Origin of the sequence: Streptomyces sp. NBC_00286, assembly GCF_036173125.1 — a bacterium.
Classification (GTDB): domain Bacteria; phylum Actinomycetota; class Actinomycetes; order Streptomycetales; family Streptomycetaceae; genus Streptomyces.
The window spans coordinates 366464-388281 of sequence record NZ_CP108054.1 but is presented as its reverse complement, the minus strand read 5'-3'; the positions used below and the strand labels follow the sequence as shown (position 1 = coordinate 388281).

Genomic DNA, 21818 nt, shown 5'->3' with positions numbered 1-21818 from the left:
AGAAGAGCGAACGATGACTTGTTGAGCGCCGCCGACTGGTCACCGGGACCTTAGGGCCCCTGGCAGAGGCCCGTAAGGAGCCTTTGAACCAACTCTTCCTGGCCAACTGGTGGGCAGATGACGCGCAGAAACGATCAGTCCGGCACCAAATGAACGGACAGGGAATCCTCACGGACCAACTGATGGAGATCTTTTACGGCGTCGTCAGGCCCGGGCGCAGGACAGGACGAACGGCGTGCAGACGGCATGGTGGCCCAGGTGGACCTTGCGGCTGGTGTTGACGAACGTGGCGTGGCCGCCCAGGAGTTCGCTGCCGTGCGCCTCGCGGGCGTAGATCGGGGTAAGGCGGATACGCGCCCTCGGCAGCAGGCACAGCTGTCTGCTCTGCGGGTGCAGGAACTCCACGTCGAACCGGTCGCTGTCGACCAGGTCACTGATCACGAAACGGGAGCCGGTGGCCTCGGGACACCCAGGGACGTGACCGGCGGCGGCCGCGTCCAGCGCGCCCCGCCACCGCCCGGCCGAGTGGTCGCCGAAGAAGACCCCCCGGCTTCCCCAGGTGAACTCCGAGGCGTCGGAGTCGATCACCTTCAGCACCTTCTCGCGGCCACACGGCTTGAACTGCTCGACAAGCTCCGGGTCGGGCCGGGTCGGCAACACCTGCGACCACGGGACGCAGGCGCGGAGCACGCTCGTGGCCTCTGCCCCGAGCCGCTCGGCGATCGGGGACTCCAGGGCCGGGTCCCAGACCAGCGGGAGCAGGGCCTTGGTGCCGAAGCCGTGGAACAGCGGGTTGATCAGCCGCTCCGCCGCGGCGAAGATCTCCCGGCGCAGGGGCGCTCCGTACTGCCGCAGCTCCTTGACGTAGCAGAAACGCCAGCCCCTGCGCCCGTCGTCATGGAAACGGGAGAAGAACTCCACCTCCACCGGGCGGCCGAACTGCTCCCGCATGCGGCGGGCGGCGAGTTCGTTCTCCGGCAGGTACGTCGGGTACTGGTCGTCCATCCAGATCCGCTCGATTCCGCGCCGATGGAAGGCACGGAACAGCTCGTCGGCACCCACGCCGTACGCCCGCTCGAAGGCGTGCATCTTCCCGACGTTGCCGAAGGCCTCCTCGACCTCGGTCACCCGCGGTATGCCCTGGCTCACGACGACATCGAGCCGGAACAACTCGATACGGCGCTCCAGGTCGCGACCGCGCAGATCCTCGGGCACACCGATGTCCAGGGCGGCCCGGACGTGCGGATCCCCCTCCGCATACAGATCCTGCGCCGTGTCGCACAGCGCGAAGACGGCGGCCCCGAGGCGTTCGAGCTGCCGCGTCAGACCCGGCCCGAGCGGGAAGGGACGCGCGGCAACGAGCCATGGCGCGTGCTCCGGGTCGGACCCGCCGTACCGCACCTGCAGTGCGACGAGCGCGTCCTCGGCCCGCAGCGCCGCTCCGAGCCGGTCGGGGTCCTGCGCGGCAGGTACGTACACGACACCGGCCAGATCGCGCCGCAGCTCGGCCCGCGCGAAGGCCTTCACACAAGAACCCTAAGTCCATCGGCGCCGGGCGGCAGTAAGCCGTATGGCGGCCCTGCCGGAGACGGAGGGCACCCCACGGAAGAAAGCTGGGGAGGAAGCGCAACCACATGGATGTACTGGACGTGAGTGAAAGGCCGAGCCGATGTCGAAATACCTCTTCAAGGTCAAGCTGACGGTGGATGGACTGCAAGGACTGCTCAAAGAAGGCGGTACCGCGCGTCGCGAGGTCGTCGATCGCATGGTCCAGAGCCTCGGGGGCCGGGTCGAGTCGATGTACTGGGCTTTCGGTGACGAAGACGCCTACGTCACCGTGGACCTGCCCAGCAACACCTCTGCCGCGGCCATGGGTCTGATCACGTCGGCGGCCGGTGGCGTACGCACGAGCACGGTCGTCCTGCTGTCGCCCGACGAGATCGACGACGCGGCCCGTCAGAAAGTCGACTACCGCGCGCCGGGTGCGTGACGCACCGCTCCTCAAAACGGCCATGGCCCGCCGAGAGACTCGACCACCAGGGGAACCGGACCAGGCCACCGCGCTGTCTTCAGAGACACCATCCGATCTGCCGGTACGGGGGACTTCTGATGAGGCGGGTACGAGCATCGGTCTGGGCGGCGGCCGTGGCACTGGCTGCGGGAAGCCTTCTTGTGGGCTGTTCTCAGGAGTACGACGACAAGCGGGGCAAGGGCGACGCCCCGGTGAAGGGCAAGAAGGGCGACGACACCCCGGCCGAGGTCTACAACATGCCGGACGGCTTCGGGAATCTCGCCACCAAGTGCGTGGGGCACGGCTTCCGCGCGTATGTCACGACGAACGCGGGCGCTCCGTCGAACGTCCAGATCGTCGAGGACAAGTCATGCGCCGGCTGAGCACGACGGGCATCGCCACCTGCGGTGCGCTGCTGTTCGCCGTCCTGCTCACCGGCTGCTCCCAGGAGCGCGACGACGAGCGGGGCAAGGGCGACGCCCCGGTGAAGGGCCGGGCAGGGGAGGACACCGCGGCGGAGGTCTACAACTTCCCCGACGGCTTCGGGAACCTGGCCACGAAGTGCGTCGGGGCCGGCAAGCGGGGCTACGTCACCACAAGGTTCGAGGAGGACGCGGTGATCCTTCCGTCGAACGCGGTGATCGTCGACGACCCGCAGTGCGCGGCACCCTGACGCACCCCGCACTCGCCCCAAAAGGGACGGCGCACTTGGATCTCCCGTACCCCACACCCGCCTGCCACCGCCTCGAGTGGTGACGTCACTCGGGCGGGCGTACCGTCGAACGGTGCAAGCAGGAGTGGACGGAACCGCTCGCTGATCCCTCGCGAGGGTTCGACCTCCGGGGGTGCGACACGCCATGACCAGCAGCCCGCAGCCGGCCCCTTCAGCGCAGGCCACCACCAAGGAACCCGGCGGTGGCGGAAACGCGATGGCTCTGCTGGTCATCGCGTCCTGCCAGCTGATGGTGGTCCTGGACATCACCATCGTGAACATCGCGCTGCCGCACATTCAGCGCTCTCTGGAGTTCTCCACCACCAGCCTGTCCTGGGTGGTCAACGCGTACACGCTCACCTTCGGCGGGCTGTTGCTGCTCGGCGGCCGGACCGGTGACATCCTCGGCCGGCGGCGCGTCTTCATCTTCGGCGTGCTGCTCTTTGTGCTCGCCTCCCTGCTCGGCGGACTCGCGCAGAACGCCGGCCAACTCCTCGCCGCCCGCGCCCTCCAGGGCGTCGGCGGTGCCATCGCGTCCCCGACCGCCCTCTCCCTGGTCAGTACAACCTTCCGCGAAGGCCCCGAACGCAACCGGGCCTTCGGGGTGTTCGCCGCGGTCTCGGCGGGCGGCGGTGCCATCGGCCTGCTCGCGGGCGGAGTCCTCGTCGAGTGGCTGAACTGGCGCTGGGTGCTCTTCGTCAACGTCCCCATCGGGCTGCTCATCGCTCTCGCCATACCCCGCTGGATCAAGGAGTCGGAACGCCATCCCGGCCACTTCGACATCGCCGGCGCGCTGACCTCCACCGTGGGCATGGTGCTGCTGGTGTACGGATTCATCAGGGCTGCGCAGGAGGGCTGGCGGGACGGGCTCACGGTGGCCTCGTTCGCGGCGGCCGTCGTCATCCTCACGGTGTTCATCCTGATCGAGAGGCAGTCCAGACAGCCGATCACGCCCCTGCACATGTTCGCGGACCGTAACCGCGCGGGCACCTACGGCATGATGCTGTGCCTGGCCGCCGCGATCTTCGGCATGTTCTTCTTCCTCACCCTCTTCACCCAGAACGTGCTGGACTTCAGCCCGCTGCAGACCGGTCTCGCCTTCCTGCCGGTCAGCGCGGTCATCGCGATCGGCGCCGGGCTGGCCTCACAGTTCCTGCCCAGATACGGCCCCAAGCCCTTCATGGTGGTGGGCGGCATCCTGGCGGCGACCGGCCTGGCCTGGCTTACCCTGACCGACGTCCACTCCACCTACGCGGGCAGCGTCCTCGGCCCGATCCTCGTCTTCAGCCTGGGCATGGGCATGGAGTTCGTCTCGCTCACGCTCATGGCGCTCTCCAACGTCTCCACACACGAGACCGGCGCCGCCTCCGGACTCCTCAACGCCACCCAGCAGGTCGGCGGTTCGCTCGGCCTGTCCATCCTGGTCACGATGTTCGGCACGGCCAGCGGAAACGAGGCCGACAAGCAGGTCCCGCGCTTCCTCGAGCAAGCAACCCCGGCCGAACGCCTGCGGTTCGAGCGCACCGGGGACCTCCCGCCGCCCTGGGCCGACGAGGTCCTCACCGCAGGCGTCTCAGCCGCCTTCATCATGGCGGCGATCTTCGCCATACTCGCCGCACTGATCGCCGTCGTGGTCATCCAGGTCCGCCCCGCCGACCTGGAACGCCTGGGCGGAAAGGGCCTCGGCCCGGTCTGACACCGAGGCCCTTCAGGGCGGGCGATTCAGCGGTACGTGACCTTCAGGCCTCGCATTCGCCCGATGTTGTCGAACGACCCGAAGCCCACCCTGCCGGAGCCGAGCGTGGTGTCGACGGCCGTCATCAGCGGATACTTCGAGCCGTCGACGTACACCGCGATCTCACCGTTGCCCGCGCAGCGCACCACCCGCACCTTGTGCCAGTCGCTGTCGGTGATGGCCGGTGGGGCGCCCGTCCTGCCGTTCCACTGGTCCTCGATCCGGAGCCGGTCGGCGTCGTTGACGACGAAGATGCCGTTGTGCGGATAGATGGTGTTGTCCGTCGACAGATGGGCGTAGGAGAACTTCGTGTCCGACTGGTAGTCGAAGACGATGATCACGTCCCGGTTGGTGATCTCGACGGGGGTGTCGATACGGACCTCGGCATCGATCCGTACGGAGCCGAGAGCCGCCGGACCCGCGGTCAGCACGGCGTACTCGAAGGGCCGGCGCGGTCCGGGCCGCTGGACTCCGGGCTCGGCGAGGACGGCCTCATGGCCGGGGAACCGCCACTTCGACGGGGTGACAGGAGCCCAGTTCCGTCCGGCCATGACGTTACGGAGCGTGGAGCCGCCGGTGTCGCAGGAGGCGAACGTCCGGGTCCCGGTGACCTTCCAGATCTTGCCGTTGGCCTTGGAGAGCAGATACAGCTCGCCGTCCGCGTCCTGCCCGAAGCGCAGGTCCACCCGGGTGTCCCCGGCCAGGTCCCGCATGGTGACGCGCTTGCCGCTCTCGTCGTACACCATCAGGTCGTACAGCTGGGCCAGTTTCTTGCCGCGCCGCATGTCCTTGGAGTCGGCGAAGAGCAGACGGCCGTCGACGATGTCACCGAAGACGTACTTGCCGCGCAGCTGAGGCACGTCGTGGCCGCGGTAGACGAAGCCGCCCACGATGGCGCGGCCCACGTCGGAGGTGCAGTTCCAGTCGGCGGGCGGGTCGTGGTCGTAGGCGGCGACGGGATAGGTGTAGCCGTACTTCTCGTCGTCCTCGGGAAGCGGGAGCATCTGGTCGCAGGGGTCGGCGGCCGTCTTGTCGAAGATGAACGCGCCTTCGCGCTCGCTCCAGCCCAAGTTGTCGCCCGCGCGCACCTCGTAGACGGATTCGACGGCGTGCTGTCCGATGTGACCGAGGTACATGCGGTGGCCGCCACCGGTGTCCCAGCTGAAGCGGTGCGGGTCGCGCATGCCGTACGCGTAGATCTCGCCCAGTGCGCCGGGGGTGCGGGTGAACGGGTTCCGAGCCGGGATGCCGTACTCGCCGTTGGCGCTGTTCGTGCCGCGTGGGTCGATGCGCAGGATCTTGCCGTGGGGGAGGGAGAGGTCCTGCGGCTCGGTGTTCCTGACACCTTGACCGCCGTCTCCGACGGCGACATAGAGGAGCCCGTAATCGGAGCTGTAGGGGCGGGCATTGGGGTTGAAGTCGATCTGCTGGATGCCGTGGATCCGGCCCGCGAAGCCGATGCGCAGGACCTCTCGGCGGCTGCCCTGGAAGGTGTCGGCCGAGGGGTCGTCGGCGGTCCATTCGGTGATGATGCCGTGGTAGTTGGTCGCCGCCTGCTGCCGGAAGTCGGGTACGGCGGTGGTGGCGGAGGCCAGTTCGGTGTGGACGGTGTAGAAGCGGCCGTTGCGCTTGAAGCCGGGGTCGAAGGTGACGAACCCGAAGCCCTGGCCGAGGCCCTGGCTGGCGAAGAAGGCGGGGGAGAAGGTGGCGGCGATGTCGAGGTAGACGTGCGGGCTGCCGCCGCCGTCCTCGACGAAGTACAGCTTGCCGTTGAGGTCGGGGACGGCCATCCGGCCCGAACCGTCGGGGAGTTCGCTCAAGTAGTTGATCCGGGCGTGACGTATCAGCCGTGGATCGGTGACCGGGCCGGGCGGCGGCTCGGTCTTCGGGAAGGAGGCGTACTCCTCGACGGTCAGCCCGATGCCGGAGGTGGCGGGCCGCTCGGGGATGGGGTCGGTGATGGGCTCGGCCGCGGCGTGCGCCGTGCCGGGCAGGAAGACGAGGGCCGACAGCAGTAGGGAGAGGACAAGGAGAGGGGCCAGTACGAGGGATCTCGGTCTGACGCCAGGGGATGTGGTCATCGGTATCACTCCTTCGGTGCGCTCAGTGCCGGCCAGAGTTCGCCAGTCGGTACTGAGCCCGGACGCGGTCGCCGTCCACGGCCCGGTTGAGGAACATCAAGCTGTCCATGCGGCAGTCGCAGGGATTGCGTTCACCGGTGTTCTGCGGAAAGCTCCCGCCGATCTTGATGCCCCGGGGATCGGTCGGTGAGGCCCGGTGCGGTCCGGGTCCCGAGAGGTCCCAGGGGTCGCCGGAGACGGTGTAGAAACCGTCCAGCCGCTGCCCGTTGCGGTAGAGCGCCATGGCTCCGGTGTCGAAGTCGAAGCTCGCGGCGAGGAAGACCCACTTACCGTCGGGCAGCAGGGTCCGCCAGTCCTCGGAGGCGGCGAAGGTCTGGGAGCTCGCCCCATCTATGCGCCGGCCGAGGGCGACCAGCCGCAGTTCGCCGTTCACCTCGATGATCTCCAGCAGGCCGCGGACCGCGTGCCCGTCGGAGTCCCCGGAGAGCACGCCCGCCAGGCCGACGGCGCCGTAATAGTCGCCCGGGGCAGCCGTGTTGCTGTTCCGGCCCGGGTTCGGACCGGTCGCCTTGAACCAGCCCATGACGGTCATCCCCTTGGCCGCGTTGAAGGCCCGCAGACTCGGCACACCCGAAGCCCCGTACACGCCCGCCTTCCAGTCGTCGTTGCCGGCGGCGTCCGGATTCACCTGCCGCACCTGGAGCGAGGTCCGGCTGCCCCCGTGCGCCCCGTCCCGCGTACGCATCGCCGCACCGCCGCCCACCAGGTCGATGTCGGTACGCGAAAAACCCTGATCCCGCTCCCTCGCGGGGTTGCCGCGCACCGGGTGCTCGAAGTCGTAGTACGCCGCCAAGTACGGCCTGAGGGACGGGAGTACGGCACCCCGGTCCACCCCGGCTTCGGCAGGTGCCGATGCCAGTGCGGTCAGGGCTGTCAGAAAGGCGGCGAGAGCCACCGCCGTGTGCCGTCTGCGTCGCGTGAACATTCCACTCGCTCCTTTGCGAGGCGTTTCTACGAGCCGTGACTACGAGCCATGCCTGCGAGGCGCGTCATCGGCGGGCGGGCCGGCCCCCGAGATACAGCTCGCCCAGTTGCGGATCGGCCAGCAACTCCCGTGCCGGGCCCGAGACATGGACCCGGCCCAGGTCGAGGACGCAGCCGGTGTCGGCGGCCTCCAGGGCGCGCCGCGCGTTCTGCTCGACGAGCAGGACGGCGGTGCCCGCATCCCGCATCCGTACGATCTGCTCGAAGACGACACCGGTCGCCTTGGGATCGAGCCCCATCGACGGCTCGTCGAGCAGCACCACCCGGGGCTTGACCATCAGCGAACGCGCGAACTCCACCTGCTTCTGCTGCCCTCCGGAGAGCAGCCCGGCCAGGCTCGTCCACCGCTCCCCGACGACCGGGAAGAGGTCCCGTACGAACTCCACCCGCTCGGCGATGAGTTGCTTGTCCCGGAGGGTGTAGCCGCCGAGCAGCACGTTCTCGGCGACCGTCATCTCCCGGAACACGCTGTGCCCTTGGAGGACATGGGCGACTCCGGCGGCCAGCATCCGCTGAGGTCCATGGCCGGTGAGGTCCTTACCGTCGACCAGCACCCGGCCCGAGCGCGGGGCGAGAAGTCCGCTGGCGACCTTCAGGACGGTGGACTTGCCCGCGCCGTTCGGCCCGACCAGGCAGACGATCGCCCCGGCGGGGACCTGGACGGTCAGCCCGCGCAGCACCAGAGCTGCCCGGCCGTATCCGGCCCGAATGTCGTCGAGTTCGAGAAGGAAGGGAGAGGCAGGCGATGCGGAGTCAGTGTCGGTGTGCGTGTCAGACGCCAAGGTATGCCCCGAGGACTCGTTCGTCGGACTGGATCACGGAGGGCGGGCCCTCGGCTATCGGCCTGCCGCGGTCGAACACGACGACGTGGTCGCTCAGGCTCATGACCAGGTCCATGTTGTGCTCGACGATCAGGAAGGTGCGTCCCTCGGCGTTGAGCTCGCGCACCAGGTCGCAGATGCGGTCGATGAGCGCCGGGTTGACCCCGCCGGCCGGCTCGTCCAGCAGGATCAGTTCGGGCTCGCTCATCAGCACACCCGCGAGTTCCAGCAACTTCTGCTGCCCCCAGGACAGTTGGCGCGCCTCGGCCCGCTCCAGATGCTCGATGCCCATCCGCGACAGCCAGCCACGGGCCCGCTCGGTCTCCTCCCTCCGGCCCGCGCGGGCGAGCTGCCCCGCGAGGGAGGACGGCTGTACGGCGGCGAGGAGGTTGTCGAGCACGCTCATCCGCGGGAAGACACGGCACAGCTGGAAGGAACGCCCGATGCCGGCGCGGGCGATCCGGTGCGGAGGTTTTCGGGTGATGTCGCGCCCGCGGTAGGTGGTACGGCCCGCGTCCGCGCGGATCATCCCGGTGACGCAGTTGAAGAAGGTGGTCTTGCCGGAGCCGTTGGGACCGATCAGGGCGTTGACCTTGCCGTGGTGGAAGGTCACGGTGGCCGAGTCGAGCGCGGTGACACCGCCGAAGGCCTTGCTGAGGCCGACGGTTGCCAGACTCGGCCGAGTCCCGGGCTCAGCCGCCGCTTCCGCTTCGTTCACTGTTCCTCACCTCCGAACCGTCCGAACCATCCGAACCGTCCGAACCGTCCGTTCCGTCGTTTCCGTCGCGCTGTCCGTGCCGCTGCTTCAGTTCGGCGGCGGTCACCTCGCGAATGGAGGTCTCGCCGGACTTGCGGAAGCGGCCAAGCAGCGCGGTGGCGGCCGGGATGACCCCGTCCGGCATGAACATCACGACGACGCCCAGCAGCAGCCCCGCCACGACCAGATGCAGGGGCGTGTCGCCGTACTCGACCTTGGAGTACTCCAGGGCGTACCCGACGATCACGGCGCCGAGCAGCGGCCCGTACAGATGGCGTACGCCGCCCAGCAGCGCCATCAGCACCATGTACGCCCCGCTGAGGATGGAGAACTGGAAGACCGGATCGAGATCGCCGAACCAGAGCGCGTAGAGCCCGCCGGCCAGCGAGGTGAAGGCGGCGGAGACCACGAAGACGATGAGCTTGTAGGCGAAGGTGGGCGTGCCCAGCGACTGGGCCTTGTCCTCGTCCTCGCGGATCGCCTTCAGACCCATGCCGAATCGCGAGCGGTCGATGATCCACCAGGTCAGCAGGGCCACCGCGAGCAGTGCGGCGAACAGGAAATAGAAGGTCCGGTGGTGCTCGGAGCGCAGCATGCCCGGGAACGGCCGCGGTACGACCAGTCCCCGGGAGCCGCCGGTGAAGGAGGCCCAGCTCTGGAATACCAGCAGCAGGATGAGGACCAGGGCGATGGAGACGATGACGAAGGAGGCGCCGCGTACGCGCAGGGCGGCGTAGCCCACCGGCACGGCGAGCGCGGCCACCAGGGCGGCTGCCACGAACAGCGCGGCGAACGGCGGGAGTTCGGCCTTGGTGACCAGCAACCCCGTGCCGTAGGCGCCGAGTCCGGCGAAGGCGCCGTGCCCGAGCGAGATATAGCCGGTGAAGCCGCCGACGAAGTTCCAGGAGGTGGACAACACCGCGAAGTTGAGAATGGCGATGCCCACGGTGATCTCGTACGGGCTCGGGGCCATGGACGGGAAGGACAGGGCGACCGCGACGGCGGCCACCAGAGCGCCGACGTGCAGCAGGGTGCCCGTACGCAACCTGCCCGCCCGGAATGGGAGTTCAGAACCTCTGCGCAAGCCGCCCCCCGAAGAACCCCTGGGGCCGGAAGGCCAGGGTGGCGAAGAGCGCGACGTAGAAGACGGTCTGCGCCCAGGTGGTGGAGAGTTCCAGTTGGAGCAGGCTCTGCAGCATGCCCAGCGTCATGGCGGCGATGGCGGCTCCCGGCACGCTGCCGAGTCCGCCGACGACGATGATGGCCATCAGCGGGCCGATCCAATGCCAGTGCAGGGACGGGTAGATGGTGGTGTCGAGGGCGAGCGCCGTGCCGCCGACGGCCGCCGTGGCGAGGCCGAGGCCGAAGCCGTAGCCGGCGATCCGGTCGGTGTCGATGCCGAGCAGCTGGGCGGCTTCCCGGTGCTGGATGGTGGCGCGCAGCGCCTGGCCGAACCGGCTGTGCTTCATCAGCACATAGAGCCCCAGCAGGGCGAGCGCGGCCATACCGAAGGCGATCAGCTTGACCGCCGCGATTCTCGCCCCCAGGAACTCGAAGCCGGCCGAGCTGTAGCCGAGCCGGATCCGGCGCTGGGTGCCGCTGAACGCGTACCCGAGGAGTCCCTCGATGGTCAGGGCGACCGAGAAGGTGAGCAGCACCGACATCATGGTGAGGGTCGCGGGGCGGAGCCGGGTGAGGAGCAGCCGTTGCATGGCGACGCCCGCCGCGAAGAACAGCGGCACGGTGACGACCAGGGTGAGCAGCGGATCGATGCCGGTCTCCCGGTGGGCGTACCAGGCGAGGTAGGCGGCGAGGATCAGGAAGGCGGAGTGGGCGATCATCACGACGCGCATGACGCCGAAGTAGAGGGTCAGGCCTGCCGCGAGGAGGGCGTAGAGCCCTCCCAGCAGCACACCGAGGACGACGCTCTGGAAGACGAGGCTCGCGGAGGGCACGCCGGCCTCACCAGGCCGGCTTGGGGTGGACCAGATCCGCTTCCTTCTGCGCTTCGGGGAGCACGATCTGGATCTCCCCGTCGATCCATTGCTGGATCATGTGCGCGCTCTGCGGGCGGCCCTTGTCGTCCCACTTCAGCGGTCCGACGACGGTCTCCACCTCGTTGCCGCGCAGCCAGTCGACCAACTTGCTCTGGCATTCGGGGTCCTGGGAGGCGCAGTCGGCGGCCTCGACGGCCGCCGCGACCACCTGACCGGTGGTGTACGCGTTGGCCTCGTCCTCCTCCGGGGCCTTGCCGAACTGTTTCGTGTACTTCTCGACGAACTCCTTGTTGCTCGGATAGTCGGCCTTCTGTGTGTATCCGGTGGGCGCGAGGATGCCCTCGGTCTTGTTGCCGATGGCCTTCGCGAACTCCGGTTCGGTGGGCGCGGTGGAGAAGGCGGCCATCTTCGGCTGGTAGTCGAGCTGTTGGAGGGCGACGATCAGATTGACGCCGTCCTGGTACTGCGAACCGCCCACCACCATGTCCGCCTTCGAGTCGGCGATCTTGGCGGCGATGCTGCCGAAATCGGTGGTGTTGGGCGGGTAGACCTCGTCGACGACGGTCTTGACGCCGCCCTTCTCCAGCTTCTCCTTGAGTCCGTACGCGGTTCCCTGGGCGAAGGGATCGTCCATGGCGGCGTACGCGACGGTCTTGGGACGCTCGTTTGCCGGCAGGGCGAGGAGGTAGTCGGCCAGGTGGTTGTAGTGGTCGTTGGCGACGGCCGGCGCGGCATAGAAGAGGTTCTTGAAGCCCTGGTCGAAGACCTCGGGTGCGGCTCCCGCCGGTTCGACGAAGAGCATGCCGTACTCCTCGGCCACGCGGGCGGAGGGGACGACGAGCCGGGTGGAGAAGGGGCCGAAGACCAGGTCGACTTCGTCCCGGCCGATCAGCTGCTCGTAGTCGGAGACGACGCGGTCGGCATTCGACTGGTCGTCAAGGATCTTCAACTCGACTTTACGGCCGAGGAGTCCGCCCTTGTCGTTGACGATCTTCGCCCAGGCCTTGTAGCCACGTTCGACGCCCTTGCCGGGTTCGGAGAAGTCACCGGTGAGGGGTAAGGAGACACCGATCACGATGGAGTCATCGGATGAATCTCCGGAACCGGAATCACCGCCACAGCCACTGGCGGCCAGCGCCAGAGTGAGCGTTCCTGCGGCGATTCTCCCTTGTAGACGGCGTGTTGGTCTCATCGATGGACACCCCTCATCGGCTGGTCACCCGCATGGGCTGGCCGGAATCCGTGGTGCACGAAAGCGCTTTCGAGGGCGCTTTCATACTATGAAAGCTGTGTCCCACCGGTCTGGACAACAGTCGTGCACGTATCAGTTGTCCTTCGTGCGACGTTGAGGGACGTGACGTGCGCGGGTGAGTCGAAGGGGTCGGCAACGCCGGAAGAGAGCCGCTGTCACCGGGCTGCTCCCTGTGGCCGAGGACGACATCTCCGGCCCGAACCTCATACGCCGCGATCTCGGCGGGCGACGGAGCCCTCGTCCTCCTCGTCTGATGCGGAAACGTGGCTTCGACAGCTGTGCGCTCTCGTGCTTGCCCGGACCGCGCGCTTCTATCCTGGTGAGTGGTGTCCGGCTCGCTCTGGGCGAGGAGGGAGGCACCGTGTCCGAGGAGACCACCGGCAGCGAACAGGCGGCCCCGCAGGCGTTCTGCCACGAGATCGAGCAGGCGAGGGACGCGGTCGCCCGTGAGGCTTGGGCCGAGGCGTATGCCGCCTTGCATGACCTCGACCACGACCGGCTGACTCCTGACGACCTTGCCGCGCTCGCCGACGCCGCTTGGTGGACCAGCCGGGTTCCGGAGTCGATCGAGGCACGGATGGCGGCCTACTCGGGTTATGCCGCGGCGGGAGTCGACCGCCGGGCCGGGTACTGCGCCTGGATGCTCTTCTACGAGCATCAACTGGCGGGCCGTACGGCAGCGGCAGCGGGCTGGCTGCAGCGGGCGCGCCGCCATCTGAGCGGTGAGCCCGAGTGTGTCGAACAGTGCTATCTCGCCTGGGTCGAGGCAGAGGAGGCACAGCGGCGTGGCGCGTTCGGCGAGGCCATGAGCTGCGCGCGCCGGATGGCCGACATCGCGGAGCGTTGCGGCAGCGCCGATCTGCTTGCCATGAGCATCGATGCGCAGGCGGGTGTCCTGCTGGCCCAGGGACGGATCGCCGGCGGACTTGACCTGCTCGACGAGGTCATGTGCTCGGTGATGGCGGGCGAGCTCAGCCCGTTCTTCACCGGGTGGATCTACTGTCTGGGCCTTCAGCAGTGCATGGCCTGCGCCGACCTGGAACGCGCCGTCGAGTGGACCGACGCAGCGATGGCCTGGTGCGCGTCGATGCCCGAGGAGAACAACTACCGGGGACTGTGCCGCGTCCATCGGGTGGAGGTGCTCGAACTGCGAGGCGACTGGCCGGCCGCGGAGAGCGAGGCGACACTGACCTGCCAGGAGCTGCTGCCGTACGAGGCCCGGATGGCCGCCGAGGTGTTCTATCTGGCCGGCGGCATCCAGCGGCGGCGCGGCGACCTGGCCGCGGCCGAGGCCTCGTACGAACGTGCTCACGAACTGGGCCGGGACCCGCAGCCGGGCCTGGCCCTGCTGCGGCTCGCCCAAGGCAAGGCCGCCACTGCGTCCGCCGCCCTGCGGCTCGCCCTCGCCGGGGAGGACGGCGGCGGACCCGGCCGCCTCGAGCGCTGTCGGCTGCTTGCGGCTCAGGTGGAGGTCTGTCTTGCCCTCCGTCAGATGGATGAGGCCCGTACGGCAGCGGGCGAACTGGCGTCGACCGCGCGCGAGTGGCAGCAGCGGCGTGAGTCAGGAACGACCGTGCTGCACGCGACCTCCGCGCAGGCGAGCGGCGCGGTGGCACTGGCCGAGCACGACCTCGACCGCGCGCAGCGCCTGTTGCGGCGGGCACTGTCCCTGTGGCAGGAACTCGGTGTCCCGTACGAGGCGGCTCAGGTCCGTATGACACTCGCCGCCGCCGACCGGGCGGCGGGGGACGACGAAGGCGCTCGACTGGAGCTGCAGGCCGCGCACGCGGCCTTCGAGCGGCTGGGCGCGGAGCCTGATGCGCGGCGGGCGGCAGCCCTGCTCAGCGCAGTGCGGGATCAGCTCCCGGGCGGGCTCACCGAGCGGGAGGCCGAGGTGCTGCGCCTTGTCGCCGCAGGCCGGACCAACCGGTCCATCGCCTCCGAATTGATGATCAGCGAGCACACCGTCGCGCGACACCTCAACAACATCTTCGCCAAACTCGATGTGCCGTCGCGGGCCGCGGCCACGGCGTACGCCTACACCCACGGCCTCGCCTAGGCCAAGCCAGGCCTCCAGGCCTGGCACCGCATCCGTCCGGCCGCATGGGCTGTTCTTGCCATGCCCGTCCCGGCGACATGGGCCGTTCGGGCGATGAGCGGAGACGAGCTCTGTGCCTACAACGGTGCCGTACTCCTTCCCGAGCACACGGAAAGCCGGTGGTGGCCATGACCACCTACACACCCGCCCTCGACGAGACGCTGACGGAGCGGCTGAGGGAGGCCATCCGGGGCGAGATCATCGAGCCCGGGGACCCGGACTACGACGAAGCCCGCACCGTCTACAACGCGATGCACGACAAGCGTCCGGCGATCATCGTGCGGGCGGCGGACGCGGGCGACATCAGGGCCACGGTGAACTTCGCCCGGGACCACGAACTGCTCCTGGCCGTCCGCGGTGGCAGCCACAGCGTCCCCGGCTACGGCACCTGCGACGAAGGTGTCGTACTCGACCTCGGCGCCATGCGTGGGATCCGGGTCGATCCCGAGAGGCGCACGGCTCGGGCCGAGGGCGGCTGCACCTGGGCCGATTTCAACCACGCCACGCACGCCTTCGGTCTGGCCACCACCGGCGGAGTCGTCTCCACCACGGGAATCGGCGGGCTGACCACCGGAGGGGGCATGGGCCATCTGGCCCGGCGGTGCGGGCTGGCCTGTGACAACCTGATCTCCGTCGACCTGGTCACGGCCGATGGATCGTTCTTGACCTGCACCGACGAGCACAACGCCGACCTGATGTGGGCCGTACGCGGCGGAGGCGGCAACTTCGGGGTCGTCGCATCCTTCGAGTACCGGCTGCACCCGGTGGCCGACATTCTCGGCGGACCGACGTTTTATCCGCTCGACGGTGACGTGATACGGGCCTACCGCGAACTGATCGCCGATTCCGCCGAGGAGTTCAACGCCCTGCTGGTCGTCGGGCTCGGTCCGCCGCTGCCGTTCCTGCCCGAGCGCTGGCACGGTCGGCCGATGTGCGGGGTTCTCACGTGCTTCAGCGGCCCCGAGGACGAGGACGACCGGATCCTGGCCCGGCTTGCCGGCCTCGGCCCGGTCGTGGGACAGCATGTCGCGCGGATGCCGTACCCCGTCATCAACACGCTCTTCGACGAGCTGCTGCCCGCCGGCCTCTACCACTACTGGAAGGGCTCCTTCAGCAGAGGCCTCCCCGACGGTGCGATCGACGCCTACACCGAGTACGGCGCGACCACGCCCACCATCCAGAGCGCGACGGTCGTGTTCCCCATCGACGGTGCCTGCCATCGGGTGGGACCCGAGGAGACCGCGTTCGCCTATCGCGACGCAGACTTCTCCACCGCCCTCAGCCCTGCCCTGCCGACTCGCTCCGAGTGCGAGGCGAACATCGACTGGGCGCGTGCCTTCGCAGCGGCACTGGAACCCCATTCGACGGGGGGCGGCTACGTGAACTTCATGGACGCCGACGACCAGGACCGGGTGCGAGCCAACTACCGGCAGAACTATGACCGTTTGAGGTCCGTCAAACGGCGCTACGACCCCGGCAACCTGTTCCGCCTGAACCACAACATCGCTCCCTGAGAGATCGTTCGATGTCGGCCTCCCAGGGCGCGGTCGAGCCAGTGAGCAGGTGGACCTGTTCAGGATGATGCGGAGGAGTAGATGGCGGCCTCCTCGGAGGTGGCGGCGATGCCGTTCGGGCCGTTGAAGATTCGCTGACCCCAGCTGGTGAGCTGGTTCGGGTCGAAGTTCGTGACCATGTCCAGGTACTCGACCCCGCCGCCGTTGCCGCTCCAGGACCAGCCGAGGTAGCCGAGCCCGAGCTGCTGGGCGGTGGCCAAAATGGCGTCCTCGTCGGGGTTGCCGTCCGAGTGGTTGTGGCCGAACTCGCCCACCACGATGGGGAGTTTCGCGGTGACGAAGCGGTTCAGATAGTCGCGGACCTCCGCGGCGGTGTCGAAGACGCCGTACATGTGGACGGAGAAGATCGTGTTGGCGTCCGGGTCCGAGGCGAAGACCGAGGCGGCGTTGTTGCGCATGGTGAACGCCCAGTCCTGGCCCCAGTTGGGCGCGTCAACCATGATCGTGTGGTCGAGCCCGGCGCCGCGGAGCTTCTGGATCGCGGCCTTCGTGTCCGCCGTCCAGCTCAGGAAATTGAGGTTCCCGTGCGGCTCGTTGCCGATGTTGACGATGACGTAGTCCTCTTGGCCGCTCAGCGCGCTCTGCACGCTGATCCAATAATCCGCGGCCCGCGAGAGCGAGACACTTCCGCTCTGTTCCCAGTAACCGGTCGTGTCGTGGACCTCCAGCACGCAGATGAGCCGGTTCTGCTTGCACTGGCCGACGACGTTGGCCACGTCGGCGGCGTCGTTACGGGTCCACCGGTCACCGCTGGAGAGGACGACCCGTACGGTGTTGGCGCCCTTCGCCTTGATGTGCGCGAGCGAGCTGATCCGGTCCGGAAACCAGGTGTGAGCGTGGTTGACCCCCCGCATCACGAAGTCGTTCCCTGACGCCTCCAGCAGCCGGCCGTTCTCGATGCGGAAGCCGGTGGCGGCGGCATGAGCTGGGGCGCCGAGGCCGAGCAGGGGGAGGAGCAGGGCGGCGACGAGGCCGAGAGCCGGGGCGATCCGTAAAGGCAAGTGGCGGGTGCTGCGCATGGTGTTCTCTTCTCTGAGTCAGGTGGGAGCGCTGGCGATCACCATCAATCGTTGTCATTAACACGTCAAGACCGACTGTGCAGCTGGTCGACCGGGACCTCGGACGGATAGAACTGGGCGTACCAGCGCCGCAGCGCCCGGATGCCCTTCTCATGGGGCAGCAGGACCGGGCGCGACTGGTGGATCTTGTGATCCCAGATCCGGACCTCCTCGCGCACCTCGCCCAGGGCCTCCGCCCGGAAGACGAGCTTGAGAAGAGGCACCAGGAACGGCAGCCGGGCCGGCTTGCGGAGGTAGTACAGCATCCGCATCTCGCTCATGCGGTCGTCGACGGGCGTCGTCAGGGCGACCGCGGTGACCGAGAGGACGGGCCCGTGGGAGCGGACCACCATGACGCCCGGTCCGTACATGAACGCATCGAAGGTGTTGTTGATGTCCCAGCCGAGTACGCGCCGCCCGATCCGGCCGCGGACCTCGGCGAAGGGCCCGTCCGTCCGCAGGTCCTGTACGGGCGGTTCGCTCTGGCCGTGGATGAAGTGGAAGTGGGACTCGTCCACGATGTTCTCGCGCATCTCCTGGACATGGATACGCGCCCGGCAGGTGTCGTCGATCGGCTTGGCGAAGTCCCTGTCCGCCGCTTCCGGGATCTCCGGCACGTCCCACGCCGGCTCGCCAGGCCCGGCGTACACGAAGACCAGCCCGCTGTGCTCACGAACTGGAAAGCCGCCGATGGACACCTTCGGCGTCCGGACCGCGAACGGCGCCTCCACACACCGCCCGTCCGCACCGAACCGCCACCCGTGGAACGGGCACTCCACCGTCCCGTCCACGACCTTCCCGCCCACGCCCAGATGCGCCCCGTAGTGCGGACAGTGCGCGTCCCGCACGGCCGGCTGACCGTCCGCTCCACGGAAGGCGATGAGGGCACGCCCGAAGTAGTGCAGGCTGACGACCCGGCCGGGGCGTAACTCGGCGCTGCGGAGAACGGCGTACCACCCATGCGGAACAGTCGGCATCGGGTACGCGTCGGCGCGCGGATCACGCGGCAGGGCAGCGAGGGTGTCATGGCTACGACGAAAAGACATGGCGCCGAGGCTAACTTGGTCTCCCCGACGGGCCGTCAGATATCGGCCGTCTCCACCGGCAGGGTCTCGGTTCCGGTCGGCATCATTTCCAGCCGTACGCGTACGCGGCGACCCACGTGACCTCGAGCTGGGCGCTGCTGCCCGGAGCCGCTCCCGGCCCCTGCAGGGCGCTTTCGTTCTGGAGCACCCAGGACAGGGGGCGGTTCGGGACGCCTCGGGTGTCGTGGCCCGTCTGCCGGCCGTCCACGAAGAACCGCACATGCCCCGGCGTCCACTCGGTCGAGACGGTGTGCCACTCGGTCCAGTCGTCGGCCCCCGGGAAGTAGCCCTGCTCGCCCCCACCGCAGGGGTGATGGAAGGCGGTGAGCTGGCCGGTCCACTCGCCTTCGGGGTGGTCCATCTCGCAGCCTCCGCCGTAGTGCAGCCAGGCGGACTTGTAGCCCGGAGCGAGCTTCGTCACCTTGATACGGGCGCTGTATTTGCCGTACTTCATCTGCATGACGGCACGCGGCACCACTGCCGCGGCGTGCACCGGACCTCCGTCGGCGGGCCGCCACATCCGGATACGCATCCTGCCGTCGCCGTTCTCCGCGGGACCTACGCTCACGGTGTCCTCCGGGTGGTAGACACCCACAACCTCCCGGCCCCGGTCGCGCGCGGTGTCGGGCCAACCCGTCGGATACGCCCACCAGTTGTCCCGGTACGCACCGCTCAGGCCCCGGCAGTACGCGGCCGAGGTGTCGACATGGTGATCGCAGTCGCTGAACGCGCCCAGCGGCACTCGGTCCCCGTTGAAGTCCTCCGCGAGGACCTGCCAGAACGGGCCGCAGTCGCCGCGCGGCAGTTCGGTGCCGGTGGTGCGGCAGGCGTCGGCCGGCGCGGGCGCCCCGTCGGCACGGGGGACGCCGAGGAGCACGGCCAGGAGCATGAGACCGAGGGGCGGCAACAGGGCGCGCTTACGGCGGTTCGGCGCTGCGTGTGAACCCATCGGGAGGCTCCTTCGGCTTCTCGGCCCGTGTGCGGTGGGACGTGCTGCGCGAAGGAGCATCCTGGCGGTGGGGCAGGGGCGGCGCCATCCCTCGTACGCGACGCGTACCGGACCGTCGGGCTCCGCCGTCGACCGCGTACGAGGCGTCCGGCCACGCCCGGTAGCCTGGCGGAGTGACTGGCTCGGAAGCATCTCCCTCGTTTCGCCTCGCGTACGTTCCGGGGGTGACGCCCGCCAAGTGGGTGCGGATCTGGAGCGAGCGGCTGCCCGATGTTCCGCTGACCCTCGTCGATGTGCCGGCCGCTGAGGCGTCCGATGTGTTGAGGAGCGGGGGCGCCGATGTGGGGGTGGTGCGGCTTCCGGTCGACCGTACGGTCTTCAGTGCGATCCCTCTCTACACCGAGTCGACGGTGGTCGTGGTGCCGAAGGAGCACCTGGTGACGGCGGCGGATGAGGTGAGCGTCGGGGATCTTGCCGACGACGTCGTGTTCCATCCGCTCGATGACGTGCTCTCCTGGGAGCGGTTGCCGGGGCGTCCCGCCATTGAGCGGCCTGCCACGACGGCGGATGCCATTGAGCTCGTGGCGGCGGGGGTGGGGCTGCTCGTCGTCCCACAGTCGTTGGCCCGTCTGCACCATCGCAAGGACCTCACGTTCCGGCCTGTGGTCGATGCGCCTCAGTCGAGCGTTGCGCTGGCGTGGCCCGAGGACGCGACCACCGAGCTGGTTGAGGACTTCATCGGGATCGTCCGTGGCCGGACGGTCAACAGCACGCGCGGGCGTACGCCGGCTCCCGCGCAGCCGAAGGCCAAGCGCCGCGAAGCGGCGGACGGCCGCCGGAAGCCCGCCTCGAGCGGCAGAAGCCGTGGAAGCGGCGGCGGAGCGAAGGGTGGCAGGCGTGGGAAGCCTCGGCGTCGGTCGTAGGTGGCAATTCCCCAATCCCGCCCCTTCCCGAAGCTGGGGCTGCGCCCCAGGCCCCCGCCAGGGGGTGGTGGGTCACACTGCGCGTCGCGGCTGCGGGTGCGTTGTGGCTGGTCGCGCAGTTCCCCGCGCCCCTGAAAAGCCTGCGACTGCCCGCACCCGGAAGAGCAAGCGAACCCGAAATGGCCCGCGCCCCGGAAGGGGCCCGCGTCCCGGAAGGAGCTCGCGCCCTCGTACCAGCCCGCGCGGGAAGCCCGGACCCCCGACTACCCGCACCTTCCCTCCGGTGGGAGGGGACGTGGGCCGGTGCGTCCTATGCCCGTCGCTTAGCTTCGGTCTGGGCACTGCTGCGCCCTGTGTCAGTACGGGGTCGTATGCCCTGTTGGCGACGGGCTGACGCACCGGCCCGCGGCCCCGCACCCACCACGTACCCCAGGGGCGCGGGGAACTGCGCGACCAGCCACGACGGACCGTCAGCCGCCCAACTGCCGGAGGCACCCCGCGGGGAACTGCGCGACCAGCCACGACGGCGCCGCACCCGCCCAACCGCCGGAGGCACCCCGCACGGCTGCGCGACCAGCCACGACGAACCGTCAGTCGACAACGAACCCAACCGCACAACCGCCGGAGGCGCCGGTGGGGGCGATGCAACTGCGGACCCGGAAACGGCCGACCTTGTTCCCCTCCACCTCGGTGAGCCGGACGGCAACCGGTCCGGCGAACGAGTAGCCCTGCTCCGCGGCGTGCCTGCGCACGTGGTTCGACAGGTAGTTGTCCAACGGGCCTCTGCTGTCGGCCAGTTGCCGATGCGACTCCGGCGGCAGTTCGATGACGAAGACATTGGGCACCAGGATGCGTTGCCGGTCCAGAATCAAGGCACGGTCGTCGCATTCCTGGTGCAGTGTCCTCACCAGCTCTGTTTGGTCCTGTTGTCTGTGGACGGGCGGGATGAGCAGGGTCCACAGAGCATTGCTCCATCGCTCCATGGCCTGTTCCAGGGCGGTGAGGGATTTCATCCTCTGCCGCTGCCCGCCGCATTGCTGGGCACACTCCTCCGTACGGGTGTTGACCCAGACGGATACGGGCGCTGACGTGCGTTCGCGTGTCGGGGGATGACTCAAGTTTCTCTGGGCAAGCGAGAAAAAGGTCAGCGTCCACCACCGGAGGCCTGTGATCGTGCATTCATCCGAGGAAGAAGGGGAAGACCACCAACCCCTCCAACTGACAAGTCCGCAGAGCGCGGAACGGGCGAGGAATGTGGCGCGCGGATTCTTGTCCGCGGTAGCCGCACGTGCTGGAGCCGAGACGGATGCCGTGCTGCTCGTGGTGTCGGAACTGGTCACCAACGCGGTCCGGCACGCCGGCGGGGTGACCCGACTCAATCTGACGGCCGGACCGGGAACAGTGACGGTGTCGGTAGAAGACGCCAGCACCACCGCCCCGCAGCCGCGGCGGACTGACGCGGTCAAACCGGGTGGGTTCGGTTGGCACCTGGTGCACGAGCTGTCCGCAGATGTGCGGGTCAGCATCGGACCCCGAGGAAAGACGGTGTCCGCAGTCCTGCCGTTGTCCCACTAAGGGGTCGCTGTCACCCTGCCAGGGAGCAGGTCCGGGCGCCGCGCCACGACTGGGCGCCCGGACCAACCCAGTGCCCCGCACCCTCCACGAACCCGCCCGCCCGACCGCCGGAGGCACCCCGTGATGGCCACGATCGAGGCCGCGAC

20 protein-coding genes are annotated in these 21818 nt (G+C 68.7%); 8 read left to right on the top strand and 12 right to left on the bottom strand.

From position 1 onward, the window contains the following. Nucleotides 1-204: 204 nt before the first annotated feature. Nucleotides 205-1527, bottom strand: a complete 1323-nt coding sequence (locus OHT21_RS01930) for a hypothetical protein (protein ID WP_328766390.1) — start codon at nt 1525-1527, stop codon at nt 205-207. A 142-nt stretch (nt 1528-1669) separates the two neighbouring features. Between OHT21_RS01930 and OHT21_RS01925 the strand changes: the two genes are divergently transcribed. From OHT21_RS01925 to OHT21_RS01910, 4 genes are all read left to right on the top strand, one after another. Next, a complete protein-coding gene (locus tag OHT21_RS01925) occupies nt 1670-1990 on the top strand; it encodes a GYD domain-containing protein (protein WP_328766389.1) in 321 nt (106 codons plus the stop codon). Between the two features lie 182 nt (nt 1991-2172). Then, on the top strand, nt 2173-2394 hold the full coding sequence (locus tag OHT21_RS01920; RefSeq protein WP_328766388.1) for a hypothetical protein: 222 nt from the start codon (nt 2173-2175) through the stop codon (nt 2392-2394). Continuing rightward, complete coding sequence (locus OHT21_RS01915) at nt 2382-2684, top strand: hypothetical protein (RefSeq protein ID WP_328766387.1); 303 nt, start codon at nt 2382-2384, stop codon at nt 2682-2684. The genes OHT21_RS01920 and OHT21_RS01915 overlap by 13 nt, the downstream gene beginning before the upstream one ends. Nucleotides 2685-2868: 184 nt before the next feature. Then, nucleotides 2869-4419 carry an MFS transporter gene (locus tag OHT21_RS01910; RefSeq protein ID WP_328766385.1) on the top strand — a complete coding sequence of 517 codons (1551 nt, stop codon included), beginning with the start codon at nt 2869-2871 and terminating at the stop codon, nt 4417-4419. Nucleotides 4420-4445: 26 nt separating this feature from the next. Here OHT21_RS01910 and OHT21_RS01905 read toward each other — a convergent pair whose 3' ends face one another. The 7 genes from OHT21_RS01905 to OHT21_RS01875 form a co-directional block, all read right to left on the bottom strand. Beyond that, nucleotides 4446-6539: a PQQ-dependent sugar dehydrogenase gene (locus tag OHT21_RS01905; protein WP_328766384.1), complete on the bottom strand. Its 2094-nt coding sequence runs from the start codon at nt 6537-6539 to the stop codon at nt 4446-4448. Between the two features lie 22 nt (nt 6540-6561). Continuing rightward, entirely contained in the window at nt 6562-7524 is a 963-nt protein-coding gene (locus OHT21_RS01900; RefSeq protein WP_328766383.1) for a hypothetical protein, read from the bottom strand. A gap of 64 nt (nt 7525-7588) precedes the next feature. Continuing rightward, nucleotides 7589-8365: an ABC transporter ATP-binding protein gene (locus tag OHT21_RS01895; protein ID WP_328766382.1), complete on the bottom strand. Its 777-nt coding sequence runs from the start codon at nt 8363-8365 to the stop codon at nt 7589-7591. Beyond that, nucleotides 8355-9122, bottom strand: a complete 768-nt coding sequence (locus OHT21_RS01890; protein ID WP_328766381.1) for an ABC transporter ATP-binding protein — start codon at nt 9120-9122, stop codon at nt 8355-8357. The genes OHT21_RS01895 and OHT21_RS01890 overlap by 11 nt, the downstream gene beginning before the upstream one ends. Continuing rightward, nucleotides 9097-10206: a branched-chain amino acid ABC transporter permease gene (locus tag OHT21_RS01885; RefSeq protein WP_328766380.1), complete on the bottom strand. Its 1110-nt coding sequence runs from the start codon at nt 10204-10206 to the stop codon at nt 9097-9099. Before OHT21_RS01885 ends, OHT21_RS01890 begins: the two co-directional genes overlap by 26 nt. Nucleotides 10207-10228: 22 nt before the next feature. Further along, a complete protein-coding gene (locus OHT21_RS01880) occupies nt 10229-11116 on the bottom strand; it encodes a branched-chain amino acid ABC transporter permease (RefSeq protein WP_189322697.1) in 888 nt (295 codons plus the stop codon). 7 nt (nt 11117-11123) lie between these two features. Next, nucleotides 11124-12233, bottom strand: a complete 1110-nt coding sequence (locus OHT21_RS01875; protein ID WP_328766379.1) for an amino acid ABC transporter substrate-binding protein — start codon at nt 12231-12233, stop codon at nt 11124-11126. A 538-nt stretch (nt 12234-12771) separates the two neighbouring features. On the opposite strand from OHT21_RS01875, the gene OHT21_RS01870 reads away from it, so the two are divergent. Then, the gene (locus tag OHT21_RS01870) at nt 12772-14469 is read left to right on the top strand and encodes a LuxR C-terminal-related transcriptional regulator (protein ID WP_328766378.1); all 1698 of its coding nucleotides are present in this window, start codon (nt 12772-12774) and stop codon (nt 14467-14469) included. A 167-nt stretch (nt 14470-14636) separates the two neighbouring features. Continuing rightward, on the top strand, nt 14637-16022 hold the full coding sequence (locus OHT21_RS01865) for an FAD-binding oxidoreductase (RefSeq protein WP_328766377.1): 1386 nt from the start codon (nt 14637-14639) through the stop codon (nt 16020-16022). Between the two features lie 59 nt (nt 16023-16081). Here OHT21_RS01865 and OHT21_RS01860 read toward each other — a convergent pair whose 3' ends face one another. The 3 genes from OHT21_RS01860 to OHT21_RS01850 all read right to left on the bottom strand — a co-directional run bounded on the left by OHT21_RS01860 (nt 16082) and on the right by OHT21_RS01850 (nt 19174). Beyond that, nucleotides 16082-17101 (bottom strand): glycoside hydrolase family 5 protein, encoded by a 1020-nt coding sequence (locus tag OHT21_RS01860; RefSeq protein WP_328766375.1) that lies wholly within the window; start codon nt 17099-17101, stop codon nt 16082-16084. 65 nt (nt 17102-17166) lie between these two features. Further along, the gene (locus OHT21_RS01855; RefSeq protein ID WP_328766374.1) at nt 17167-18186 is read right to left on the bottom strand and encodes a Rieske 2Fe-2S domain-containing protein; all 1020 of its coding nucleotides are present in this window, start codon (nt 18184-18186) and stop codon (nt 17167-17169) included. Between the two features lie 82 nt (nt 18187-18268). After that, the gene (locus tag OHT21_RS01850) at nt 18269-19174 is read right to left on the bottom strand and encodes a glycoside hydrolase family 16 protein (RefSeq protein WP_328766373.1); all 906 of its coding nucleotides are present in this window, start codon (nt 19172-19174) and stop codon (nt 18269-18271) included. Nucleotides 19175-19347: 173 nt separating this feature from the next. On the opposite strand from OHT21_RS01850, the gene OHT21_RS01845 reads away from it, so the two are divergent. Beyond that, nucleotides 19348-20097 (top strand): LysR family substrate-binding domain-containing protein, encoded by a 750-nt coding sequence (locus OHT21_RS01845; protein ID WP_328766372.1) that lies wholly within the window; start codon nt 19348-19350, stop codon nt 20095-20097. A gap of 590 nt (nt 20098-20687) precedes the next feature. On the opposite strand, the gene OHT21_RS01840 is transcribed toward OHT21_RS01845, so the two are convergent. Next, entirely contained in the window at nt 20688-21110 is a 423-nt protein-coding gene (locus OHT21_RS01840; RefSeq protein ID WP_328766371.1) for a DUF3662 domain-containing protein, read from the bottom strand. 154 nt (nt 21111-21264) lie between these two features. Here OHT21_RS01840 and OHT21_RS01835 point away from each other — a divergent pair, with 154 nt between their 5' ends. Then, entirely contained in the window at nt 21265-21672 is a 408-nt protein-coding gene (locus OHT21_RS01835) for an ATP-binding protein (protein ID WP_328766370.1), read from the top strand. Nucleotides 21673-21818 lie beyond the last annotated feature (146 nt).